General features: G+C 66.3%; 10 protein-coding genes. 2 read left to right on the top strand and 8 right to left on the bottom strand.

Annotated elements, in window-relative coordinates:
• The first annotated feature begins 97 nt into the window (after positions 1-97).
• Positions 98-577 (top strand): very short patch repair endonuclease, encoded by a 480-nt coding sequence (locus EV371_RS08175; RefSeq protein WP_130461510.1) that lies wholly within the window; start codon positions 98-100, stop codon positions 575-577.
• Here EV371_RS08175 and EV371_RS08170 read toward each other — a convergent pair.
• The 3 genes from EV371_RS08170 to EV371_RS08160 are packed head-to-tail and all read right to left on the bottom strand — an operon-like array spanning position 513 to position 6,939.
• Entirely contained in the window at positions 513-2,249 is a 1,737-nt protein-coding gene (locus EV371_RS08170) for a hypothetical protein (RefSeq protein WP_130461509.1), read from the bottom strand. The two genes, EV371_RS08175 and EV371_RS08170, sit on opposite strands and share 65 nt — an antisense overlap.
• Positions 2,250-2,260: 11 nt before the next feature.
• Positions 2,261-5,320 carry a helicase C-terminal domain-containing protein gene (locus EV371_RS08165; RefSeq protein ID WP_130461508.1) on the bottom strand — a complete coding sequence of 1,020 codons (3,060 nt, stop codon included), beginning with the start codon at positions 5,318-5,320 and terminating at the stop codon, positions 2,261-2,263.
• Complete coding sequence (locus tag EV371_RS08160; RefSeq protein ID WP_130461507.1) at positions 5,317-6,939, bottom strand: sigma-70 family RNA polymerase sigma factor; 1,623 nt, start codon at positions 6,937-6,939, stop codon at positions 5,317-5,319. Before EV371_RS08160 ends, EV371_RS08165 begins: the two co-directional genes overlap by 4 nt.
• A 303-nt stretch (positions 6,940-7,242) precedes the next feature.
• Between EV371_RS08160 and EV371_RS08155 the strand changes: the two genes are divergently transcribed.
• Positions 7,243-8,385, top strand: a complete 1,143-nt coding sequence (locus EV371_RS08155) for a DNA cytosine methyltransferase (RefSeq protein WP_130461506.1) — start codon at positions 7,243-7,245, stop codon at positions 8,383-8,385.
• Between the two features lie 206 nt (positions 8,386-8,591).
• On the opposite strand, the gene EV371_RS08150 is transcribed toward EV371_RS08155, so the two are convergent.
• From EV371_RS08150 to EV371_RS08130, 5 genes are read right to left on the bottom strand one after another with little or no spacing between them, the layout of a single operon-like run.
• Complete coding sequence (locus tag EV371_RS08150) at positions 8,592-9,101, bottom strand: hypothetical protein (RefSeq protein WP_130461505.1); 510 nt, start codon at positions 9,099-9,101, stop codon at positions 8,592-8,594.
• Between the two features lie 33 nt (positions 9,102-9,134).
• A complete protein-coding gene (locus tag EV371_RS08145; RefSeq protein ID WP_486484501.1) occupies positions 9,135-9,740 on the bottom strand; it encodes a transposase in 606 nt (201 codons plus the stop codon).
• Positions 9,719-10,183 (bottom strand): winged helix-turn-helix domain-containing protein, encoded by a 465-nt coding sequence (locus EV371_RS08140; protein WP_486484500.1) that lies wholly within the window; start codon positions 10,181-10,183, stop codon positions 9,719-9,721. The genes EV371_RS08145 and EV371_RS08140 overlap by 22 nt, the downstream gene beginning before the upstream one ends.
• 55 nt (positions 10,184-10,238) lie before the next feature.
• Entirely contained in the window at positions 10,239-10,529 is a 291-nt protein-coding gene (locus EV371_RS08135; protein ID WP_486484537.1) for a DUF2637 domain-containing protein, read from the bottom strand.
• Complete coding sequence (locus EV371_RS08130; RefSeq protein ID WP_130461504.1) at positions 10,526-10,918, bottom strand: hypothetical protein; 393 nt, start codon at positions 10,916-10,918, stop codon at positions 10,526-10,528. The genes EV371_RS08135 and EV371_RS08130 overlap by 4 nt, the downstream gene beginning before the upstream one ends.
• Positions 10,919-11,052 lie beyond the last annotated feature (134 nt).

The raw sequence follows: 11,052 nt of genomic DNA, 5'->3' as shown, positions 1-11,052 counted from the left end.
TTTCGACAAAAAGAACACCAAGCAATAAGTCGGTTGTTCTGTCCGGGCAGCCTAACCTCTGGACCGCGTCGCCCATCTCCCCGGATAGGTTGGAGAGATGGGCCGAAAGTCCACCCCACCGACACCGCTGGACACTGCCACCTCGGCCCGCCTCAGTCGACAGGCACGCGCCTCGACCAAACCGGAGCTGGCGTTGCGGCGAGAGTTGCATCGACGCGGGTTACGGTATCGGATCAACGATCCAGGGCTTCCTGGACGCCCGGACATCACGCTGACCAGGGCAAAGGTGGCGGTGTTCGTGGACGGCTGCTTCTGGCACCGCTGTCCTGAGCACGGCACGACGCCCCGCAACAACCGCGACTGGTGGGACGCCAAGCTCGATCGCAACGTCGTACGGGACCGCGCCAAGGACGCCGCGCTGGCCGAACTGGGGTGGATCGCCGTCCATGTGTGGGAACACGAGACGGTGACCGACGCTGCGGAACGCGTGGAGTCGATCTGGCGACAGCGGATCATGTCGAGATCCGCAGGTAGCCGTTCCGCCCGAACAACACGCCACGATCCAGGAACCGATTGAAGAATCGGCACGACGGCTCACCCAGGTGCACGCAGGCCGCACAAGCCCCACTGCCGATCCCGCAACCCGGATCCAAGGGACAACGGTGCTCCGCGTCGACGAACGCGGTCAACAGGTCGTCGAGGTTCGACTCGAAGACCGCCTGCATTCCGCCGAGCACGAAGTCACCCCGAGCGGCTGCGTACAGGAAGAAGCCGAGATGGTGGGGTACGAGGTACTCGCTGAGCGCGTCGCGTTCGATGCCGGAGAAGACGGCGGTCTGCCGGATCAGCCGGTGCGCGTAGGTGTGAATCAGCTTGAGCACGTCGGCGCCGACCGACTCCACCTGTGGGTCGTCGCGTTTGCCGGGAACCGGGGCCGACTCCAGGATGGCGACCCGCGCCACGACCGGGTCCGTGCACTCCGGCGTCCATCCCGGCAGCCGGTGACCACGACCGGCCAGCCACGTCGCGACGCGGATCGGGTCGAGCCGGATCAGGAACGCCTCGGTCTCGGCGAGGTTGCCGTAGAGCCGGTAGCCGCCCCGCTTGCGCCGGAACGGCACCAGCCGGCACTTCGACGGATCGTCCTCGCCCCGCGTGTAGCCGTACATGGCGTTGAGGATCGGAAACCTGTCGACCAGATCGAGCCCGTCGATGCCAGCGCGCCGCAGGGCCGGTGGGTACTTCTCCCGGTAGCGCTTCTCAAGCGGGTCGTCGGGATCCGGCAGGCGTAGCGCCGTCGTCGGTGTCCGACTCTCCGCCAGGGCCATCGCGATGTCGGCGGCCTCCCGTTCGGCCACCTCACGCCGGGCCGCAGGGAGCCGGTCGGCCGGATGATCGCCGGCCTTGGCCAATTGGCCGGCCTGCTCGGCGAGCGTCGCCATCTGCTCCGCAATGTCCGGCGCCATCTTGCTGGCGACCAGTTGATCGACCAGTTCCTTGCGGGTCTGCTTCGCCGTCACATCGGCGGGCCTGGCCACCGTCAAACCCTCGATCACCCAGATCAGTGCTTTGCGCGGGCCCCCGGCGAGTTTCAGATTCTCTCGATGCTCGGGCCGCGGCGGGTTGATCAGCACCATGCCGCGTGGCACATAGACCATGCGGGCCTTGTGAACGTTCCACCGCACGGCACCGTCACCGCACACGCACTTCTTGTTGAAACCCAGCCCCTGCATGGTCGGCGTGTCACAGATCGGGCAAATGAAGCTGATATCCGCGGCCTTGGCGCTCTTCGGCACGACCACCCGCACGTCGTCGTGCTGCGGGCAGCGCCGAATCCACGGCTCGGTGATCGCACCGCACTCGTGCACGCCGACGAAATGGAGCTGGCCCCAGGCACGTTTGCCACACTTGCAGCGTGCCTCCTCGGACTTGCCGATGCGCTTGCAGACCCGGCACAGCCAGACTCGGGGGTATCGCTCCACCGTCACCCCACGGCGGTCGTCGAGCTCGACGACCTCCACCGGCACCTTGCGCAGCAGATCGCCGGCCATCCCGCCATCCTTGTCGTTGGCGGTCCACGCACCGATCTCGGTCAACAGACTCCACCGCACCACGTCGGAGTCGATCTCGATCGGGCTCGGGGCCGACCACTCGTCGACCCGGTAGATGTCACCGCGCAGGTCGACCGTCTGCTCCGGCAGGAAGGTACGCAGGATCTGGCTGCCGCTGCGAGAACCCAACTTCGTCATCTCGTCTGCCTTCAGTCATGAATCGGAGCTTGGGCCTCGACATCGCGGAGGCTTCTCATGGGGGAGGGGTGGCCAATCTGGCTGATGAACTCGGCCTTGGTGGCCGGGTCTTCAAGGTCGGCGAACCAGTCGCGGACCCACTCGACGATCTGCTGCCGGTGCAGGGTGTCCTCCGGTCCGACGAGGCCGAGAATCTCAGCCACGGCCGACGCCTCGTCATCGGGCGTCAGTTTCGCGTCGCGGACATACTGGCGCAGCTTCGCCGGTGTGCTCAATCGCTGCTTGCTGGCCGGTTCGTGCACCATCAGAGTGCGGGCCGCGACCATCCCGGGCAGCGTGAGGGCCAGCACCCGCCGGCTGCGGCGCGTGATTGGGATGGCGTCAACGAACCGGTCGCCCTGGCTCACGTATTTGTCGAAGTGCCGGAAAGTCTGGGCGTCGCGTTCCCGGCCGATCTTGTGTAGGACGTACACCAGTCCCGGGTGCCGGCGGCCGACGCGGGCGGTGGTCTGGATGAACTCGGCCGTGGTCAACGGCAGACCCAGCATGACCATCGTGTTGAGCCGGTCGATGTCCACCCCGTGCGACAACATCGAGCTGGCCGCGATCACGTGGATGCGATCCTCGAACTTCGCCTCGGGCTTCTCCAGCCGTTCCAGGATGTCGCGCACCTCGTCGAAGTCGGTCTGCCCGGTGAGCTGCTCGACGTTGATGCCGTCGACGGTGTTGTTGCTGCCGAGGCTTCGACCGGCGGCCTCGACGTCGTACAGGGTGGAGCCGTACACCACGTTCGTGCCGTAGAGGCTGAGCAGCTCGTCGGCATGTTTCGGATCGATGCCGGCTTCCGTGCAGACGGCCGACGGCTCGTCGATCAGCCTGCGGACGCAGCGCTGCAAGGCATCCAGGGTCCGGTCGCTGACGTGCTCCAGCGTCACCCCGCGCGGCGCGACCGCGACGAAGCGCCGCAGCTTCTCTGCCTTCCGCACCGTCCAGAAGGACTCGCCGGAGCGGGGGCCTTGCTGTGGGAAGACCCGGCCTTCGCGCTGGTAGAGAACCTTGACCTGGTGGGAGTAGCCGGTGAGGGTCGCGCTGCTGGCGACAATCTTGGCGTGGCTACCGGTCAGCTCGTTCTGCAGGTAGTCGAGCAGGCTTTCATAGTGCGAGTCGACGGCACCCAGACTGTCGCGGAGCAGGTGCAACTCGTCCTGCAGCCGCAGCGACGGTGCGAACCGCTTCGCCGGCATCGGCAGAGGGTTGAGGGTGCCCTGGCAGTCGGGCACCAGGCAGCCGTTGGGCGTCTTCGACCTGGTCGCGTAGGTGAAACCGTGCCACTCGACCGAGCACAGCTTCTGCGGCGGCCCGACGAGACCGCGCATCGCTTGCTGCAGGCCGATCGACGCGGCCTTGTCCAGCGTCCCCACTACGACGGTCGGGAGGAAGCGGAAGATCTCCTGGTCGACGATGTACACCGGCAACGCACCCCGCTTCCAGGGGCATTGCTTGTTGGTGCAGCGATGCTCCAGCTTCCACCGCTGCCGGTCGAACTTCATCCGCAGGTTCTCGTCGCGGCAGAACGGGCAATGCAGCAGCACCCGGTACTTGTCAGGCATGCCCGGGCTGTCCGGGTCGATCTCGTTCTCTTCCGGCTTGGGCACGATCTTGTTGGGCGTACCAGCCTTGCCGACCAGGAAACCGAGGCTGAACGGAGCGCCCTTGACGTTCGCCTCCTGACGGACCAGCTCAGCGCCGGCGAGCGCATCGGCGAAACGCTGCGTCTGCTGCAAGCTCAGCAGCCGGAGGGGAAACCGGGACCAGGCCGTCACGCCGGTACGCTTGCCGGTCAGCCGATCGAAGAAGGCCGCCGTCAGCAACAGCCCCAGGTAGGTCTCGGTCTTGCCGCCACCGGTGGCGAACCAGACGGTGTCGACGGTCTTCGCGTCATCGGCGGGTTCGGCGAGGAAGCGGATGGCGGACAGCAGGAACCCGACCTGGAACGGCCGCCAGGAGTCGTAGCCGCGTCCCTTCGCGCTCAGCCCGATCGCCCGGTTCATCAGCTGGAACGACAGACGGATGTCCCGATTGGTCTTGAGAAGCTCCAGCCCGGTCCGCAGCCGGTCGAGTTCGGCGAACACCTCGGCTGCCGCCTTGTCCGCCTCGGCACGCATCCCCGATGTCCAGCCCTCGGCCACCTCCCTGGCCGCCAACGCCGGCTCCGACCAGTGGGTGTGGTCGTACTCTTCGAGCGCCTTGACCAGCGCGGTGAGTTCCGGAATCGGGTCGGCGGCGAGCCGCTCGAACGACAGCGTCGGCTCCGGCCGGCTGCTGTTCCAATATCCGGGGCGGACGGTCTGCACCGTGATGGTGTCGGAGCTGCGGAACACCCCGGGTGCTGGCACCTCGACACCGACGTTGATGCCGTACGCCGGCACGTCGCGGTCGTAGCGGAAGCTGTCCGGCAGCGCCTCCAACTGGAACGGGTCGGTGGCGAGCCCCGAGACCTCCAGCTGCGTTTCGTAGAGGTGCGAGTCGGTCAGTCCGCCGCGCGACTTCTCCGGGCTGGTGTTGACCAGCTGTACGACAAGCTCGGTGTCCCGGTGCCAATCCTCCACGTCGACCCGAACCTCAGCGGTCAGGCCCGGCGCACCTACCGCGGCGAAGGCATCTCGTAGCTGCTTCGCGCCGAAGATTCCACCATCGGCGCCGACCACGACGGAGATCTTCTCCTCGACGAGACCGGTACGCCACCAGCGCCGGTCCGGGTCCGGACCATCCTTGGGGTCCTTGACCCAGGCGCGGGCCCGCACCGTCACCGTCATCGACCACGGCGGGGCCTCGGCCGGACGGAACCGGATGCCGATCGCGCACGGGTCGAGCCGCTCCGCGCGGTCGTCGCTGGTGCCCTTCCGCACCTCGTCCTCGCAGGCGAGCCGCCCCAGCCAGAAGGTCCCCGACGGATCCACTTCCAGTCGATCCAGGCCATCGCCTCGACCTGCTGCGACCACCCGCCCATCGAGCCAGGTGACGAAGGCATCGCACGCCTCCTCCAGCGACTGGACCGCTTTGCCGCTCATCGAGTCTTCCCTTCCGCTGGACCGCCGCACCCCGGCTCGTTGATCAAGTACACGCGCAACGCCGACGTCTCGGGTGACAATTGAAGCTTGCTCATGGCTTTCCCCTGGATCTGGCGGATCCGTTCGCGGGTGATGCCGTAGTCCGCACCGATGTCGTCCAGAGTCTCCTGCTCACCGGTACCGAGACCGAATCTGCGTCGGATCACGTCGGCAGCTCGGTCCGGGAGCACCTCGCGAAGAACGTGATCGATGTCGTCGTGCAGCATCGCGTGTTCGACAATCGACGCCGGGTCGGTACGGCCATCGCGCTCCTCGTCATGGACTAGAACGTCCGAGAGGCGAAGGTCACCCTCCTCACCGAGAAGCATGTCGATGCTGCGCACCGGTTGGCCGAGTTCCAGCAGCGCCTGCACCTTGCCGGGCTCCATGCCGGTAGCGTCGGCCAGTTCGTCGAGCGTCGGCTCTCGGTCGAAACGGTCGGCGAGCTTCCGGGCCGTTTTCCGAATCTTCTGAACCTGCTCGTGCACATGGACCGGTATGCGGATCGTCCGGCCGCGATCGGCGATGCCCCGTTCGATGTGCTGCCTGATCCACCAGGTTGCGTAGGTGGAGAACTTGTAGCCCTTGGACCCGTCGAAGAGATGGGCAGCGTGCATGAGGCCCATGTTGCCGTCCTGGATGCGGTCGGCGAACTCGACGCCGGTCTGGTTGTAACGCCCGGCTTTGGCGATCGACACGACGAGCCGTAGATTCGCACAGACCAACGCGGCGTGCGCCTTGCGACCCTCCTCGACGCGGTCACGCAACGACCGTCGGTCCTTGCGTGAGAGTTCGCCCCACCCAGCGTCGAGAGCGCGCCTTGCCGCATCGCCCTCCCTCATCAGCGACCAGAGTTCCACCTCACGACCGGCACTGATCAGCGGGTGCCGGCTGATCTCCCGCAAGTACTGGCGGACCGTGTCCCCGTGCAGCTCATAGCCCTTGACGGCAGACCGCGACGGACGCGTGTCAACGGATGAGGGCAGGTCTACGCCAGCTTCCTCCAGCAGGCTCAGCAGCTCACCATGCTGCATGGCGGAAAGGCCCCGCCGCGTGACGAGAAGGGCGACCTCGGCGCGCGTCAGCCTCCCGCCCGTACGGGTCCAGTCACCGAGCAGATCCTCGAACGACTTCTCCACAGCTTCGTCTGACGCCAATGAGACGGGCTGCTCGGGGGCCTCGCCGAACATCCAGTCGGGGCCGTCGTCCGTGGTCTCCTCGTCCCGAGTTCCACCGGTGTCCATCCCGCCAGCGGTCGAGGCTTCGAGTGGATTGCTCTCCGCTACGCGACCTTCGGCTACCGCTGAACTGGCTGAACTGTCGGTCTCGAGCAGGGCTCGTGTCTGACTTGCGGAACGTTTGGGCGGAACCACCGGGCGGTTCGGGGCCCGCTGGCGAGTCAGCATCACCAGCAGGGCGTCGACGTCGTTGTGGGTAAGCTGGTGACGGAGAACGAAGTCTGCCACCAAGGACTGTGCCCGGCCCTGCTCGTGGCGATCGAGAATCGTCCGCAATTCGTTGACCAGAGCTGCAGAAACGCTTGCGGCTGGTAGTGCCGAAGACCTTGTGGCTGCGGTCATTGGTCCCTCCCCCTCCATGGCGATCCGAGCGTAGAGCTGGGGTACGACAAGAAGGGACATTTAGAACAAATGTTCTGGCCGTGGTGGTGGTGCGCCAACCTCCCCCGAAGTGGCACGCAACGCTCGAGCGCCAGGCCGAGAGTCACTGTGGGCACGCTAGCCTTCCTGCCGGCCATTGATCGAGCCGAGGCTGCGTCGCATAGCGGTCAAAGTTTCCGACCGTACGTCGCTGGCGCGGGGGCCGAAGGTGCGAGCGTCGACGCCGGTCGGCGTCGACGCCCGTCGACCAACTACAGTCCCAACATGGCCCCGCGAACCATCAAGATCTCGGCAGTCGACCTCTTCTGCGGGGTTGGGGGTCTCTCATACGGCCTGCAAGCGGCGGGTGTCGACGTCGTCGCAGGTGTCGACATCGATCCCGCGTGCGCATACCCCTACCAGGCCAATGTCCACGCCCCCTTCCGCAAGAAGGACGTATGCGAGCTGGACGCTGAGGAACTTGCCGCCATGTGGCCGAGGGGGTCAGTTCGCGTGCTGGCAGGCTGTGCCCCGTGTCAGCCGTTCTCCTCGTACCGCCGTGGCGCCGACACCTCCCAGGAAGCCCAGTGGCCACTGCTCGACGAGGTCAGTCGTCTGGTTGAGGGCACCATGCCCGAAATCGTCACCATGGAGAACGTTCCTCGCATCGGAAGCACTCCGATCTTCAAGACATTCGTCGCCAAGCTCAAAGCACTCGGCTACAGAGTGCAGCACGAATCCTGTCACTGCCCGGCGTACGGGGTCCCCCAACGTCGGCGGCGCTTGGTCCTCGTCGCCTCACTCCTCGGCGAGATCCGCGTCCCCAAAGGAACGGTTGCACCGACCGACTACGTCACCGTAGAGCAAGCCATTCGCGGGCTACCTGCACTCGGCCACGGAGAAGCCGACCCTGCCGATCGCCTCCACAAAAGCCGCACACTGACGCCAGTCAACCTGGCGAGGATCAGAAGCTCGAAACCGGGCGGTACCTGGGAGGACTGGCGTGAAGACCTTCGTGCTCCGTGCCACCGCAAGTCCTCCGGCTCCACCTTTCGCAACGTCTACGCCCGAATGGTCTGGGACGAACCATCACCCACCATCACGACGTTGGCCTACAACTACGGTGCCGGTCGTTTCGGCCATCCGGAACAGGACCGGGCAATCTCTCTGCGCGAAGCTGCGGTCCTCCAAAGCTTCCCGCGTGACTACGAGTTCGTCGCGCCCGAGGAACCGGTGCAGTTCGCGCCTCTCGGACGACTCATCGGCAACGCCGTGCCGCCGAAGCTCGCTCAAGCGGTGGGCGAAGCGATCGTTGAGCATGTAGCGACCGTCAAAGTACCAGTCAGTCGAGTCCGTCGGCGTGTGACGATCCCACCTTCATCTGCGAAGACGTCATACCCAGTTCCGTCGCCCACAGCGGTCGCATGAATTGTTGCCGGCCGGGCCACGCGAGGCACCTTCAGATCGTCAGTCCGGGTGGAAACCGGGACGGCGATCCTCCTGGGATCGAGCGCCACACCTCGTCCCCGTTAGCTGGTCCACGGCGCACCAATATGGCGTCCCTCGGGACTCCGTCCGCTGTCACGGCCTTCGGTTTGGCTGCAGTCGGCGTGCTGCTGACGCGGTTGCAACGCCTACTCCGTCGTGGGCGTTGACGCGAAGCTGTCGGATTCGGCGGCGAGGAGGCGCCGGACATGACGTTGTGAGACGCCAGCGGCTGCGGCCAACTCGGCCAGGCTGGCCTTCGGACGCTCGGCGCGCAGCTGGGCCACCACGTCGGCCGTTTGCTGCGCCCGCCCAGCAGTCTGCGGCCGAACCGTCGCTGGTCGTGCGCCATGCCGCGGCGGCGTTACTGGAATCCGTCTCGCCGTCGAGTCTTCAGCAACCATACTCAGCCTGGCTTCTACGGTCGGCTGAGACATCGGTGGGTCCGATTGCCGCGGTTCCACGGGCTCAGGTTCGGCGTCGGAGGCCACCGATTCGTGTTGCAGCCCAGGGGTTTCGCTGGTCAGGGCTTGGTTGCGGTATGGCACCGGGTGAGATCTGGTCAGCATCTCCACAACCAGCAGCAACGCCACCGCCGGCCACGCCGCTACGATCCGTGCCCCGAGGCTCGGCTGGGCGGCGGCGATGTTTGCGGCCACGCTACAGAGGTTGAAAGGCTGAAGTTCGGGTCGTCACGGTAGTTCGGGGTCGAGGGTCATGCCGGTGTTGGCGAAGAAGCCGGCGAGGAGGTCGGTCTGTTGCTGGCAGGCGCGTAGCCGTTGTCTGACCAGGTCGGCGAGGTGGTCGACGCCGTGGGCGGCGATGTTGGTGAGGCCGCGTTTCATCCACCGCCAGACGCCCTCGGTGGGATTGAGGTCGGGGGCGTAGGACGGCAGGCGGATCACGGTCAGCCACGAGCGGGCGGCGATCAGAGCGTGCATGCGGCGGCTGACGTGCACGTTGAGGTTGTCCCAGATCAGCACGATCGGCGTTCGCAGGCGCTGGTGGGCCTGATCGAGGAAGGCGATGTAGTCGTCCTCGCTGAAACTGCCGCGTTCGCCCGCACGGCCGCGGTGTAGCCGGGTCCGCCACATCAACCGGCCTCGTTGTCCGGGCTTGAGGCAGACCAGGCCGGCGATCGAGACCCGGGCGGAGCCCTTGCCCGAGACCTCGACCAAGGGCGTGTGTCCGCGCCGGGCCCAGGTCTTGCTCACCGGCGGCCGCAGGACCTGACCTGCCTCGTCCTGGAAGCAGATCCAGGCGTCCCGCGCCGCCGCTAACCTCTTACCGACGGCCACCGCCCGCGGTGCCAACTCGCGATCGCCTCGGGGTCACGCTCGACCGCCCGCCGGGTCGGGACCTGCTGGCTGTAGCCCAGGCGGTGCAGCAGATAGGACACCCCACGCAGCGTGTAGTTGACCGCGAAACGGCGTTCGATGACCTCGGCGACACGGGCCAGGGTCCAGCGGGCGTCCTCCCAGCCGTGGGCAAGAGGACCTTCATCGAGCATCTCCGCGAGTTCCTTCCGCTGGTCAGCGGAGAGCTTGCAGTCCGAGCCACCCGGCCCGGTCGACGCCAGGGCGTTCGTTCCGCCGGCTACCCATCTACGTCGCCACTCACGGACGGACTTCTCGGAAACCCGCAGCTCAGAAGCGATCTGAGCAGTCGGTTTGGACTCTTCGAACATGGTCGCGGCCAGGATCCGGACCTTCTCACGCCGGACCCGGGCTGCCGCGTTCATGCCACCACCAGCCGGATACCTCATCACCCCGACCTACCCAAACCATCGACGCAGATCACGCGGGCACGTCGAACGACGTCAGCCTTTCAACCTCTGTAGCGGCCACCCCCGCCCCGAAGGCGATCCGGGCGGACCAGCGCACCTTTCGTCCGGCGTGTTTGTCCTCCATCATCGCTGCCGAGGCGACGACAAGCATTCCGTCGACCGACAACGGCAATACGTAGGCAACTGCGGGACGCTCGCCGAACTCCAAGGCCACGGCGACCATGTGGCTCCAGGACGACCACGCCGCGATCCCAGCCACAGCCACCGTGCTCACGTCACGGGCAATCTGGGTTGGCGTCATCTGACCACGCCCAGACCGAGCCGATGTTCGATGGTTCGGACCTCGGCGGGGTCCACCGACGGACATCCACTGATGTCCAGCCGCGTCTCGACATCGGTCCACCGCCGCCACCGGCGGACGACCTCGTCGGCCTCCAAGCAAGTCGCATCGGCGATGTCCGCCGGGTCCGCCCCGGCCCGCAGAGCGGCGTGGATCATCAAGGGTTGCCAGCGTGTCCACCAGGACACCACCGCAGCGGACAACGCCAGCTCCGCCAAGAAGTCGTCACGGCCGGATCCCGCCGTCCGTGCGACATCATGGTCATGAAGATCGAGAAGGAGCTTGAACGGGTTGATCTCTTCGGCATCGACGAACCGTGTTGGTTGTTCGGCTGGGTGGGTCGGGTTCATCGGGCGCCGCCCGGTGCCCGTGAGCTGGGCAAAGTCAGCGGTAGCGGGTCACCGGCGATCGTGGCGGCGTGGTTCGCATGGTGGTACCTCCGCCCCACCTCATAACGTGATCTCGTTTTGACCTGCGCTCTCGC

It is taken from the genome of Plantactinospora sp. CNZ321 (assembly GCF_004217235.1).
This window is presented reverse-complemented; position numbering and strand designations above follow the sequence as displayed.

Excerpts from the sequence above, each read along its gene's own strand:
- EV371_RS08135 (WP_486484537.1), bottom strand. The coding sequence starts at position 10,529 with ATGACGCCAACCCAGATTGCCCGTGACGTGAGCACGGTGGCTGTGGCT.
- EV371_RS08165 (WP_130461508.1), bottom strand. The coding sequence starts at position 5,320 with ATGAGCGGCAAAGCGGTCCAGTCGCTGGAGGAGGCGTGCGATGCCTTC.
- EV371_RS08160 (WP_130461507.1), bottom strand. The coding sequence starts at position 6,939 with ATGACCGCAGCCACAAGGTCTTCGGCACTACCAGCCGCAAGCGTTTCT.
- EV371_RS08175 (WP_130461510.1), top strand. The coding sequence starts at position 98 with ATGGGCCGAAAGTCCACCCCACCGACACCGCTGGACACTGCCACCTCG.
- EV371_RS08130 (WP_130461504.1), bottom strand. The coding sequence starts at position 10,918 with ATGAACCCGACCCACCCAGCCGAACAACCAACACGGTTCGTCGATGCC.
- EV371_RS08140 (WP_486484500.1), bottom strand. The coding sequence starts at position 10,183 with ATGAACGCGGCAGCCCGGGTCCGGCGTGAGAAGGTCCGGATCCTGGCC.
- EV371_RS08170 (WP_130461509.1), bottom strand. The coding sequence starts at position 2,249 with ATGACGAAGTTGGGTTCTCGCAGCGGCAGCCAGATCCTGCGTACCTTC.
- EV371_RS08155 (WP_130461506.1), top strand. The coding sequence starts at position 7,243 with ATGGCCCCGCGAACCATCAAGATCTCGGCAGTCGACCTCTTCTGCGGG.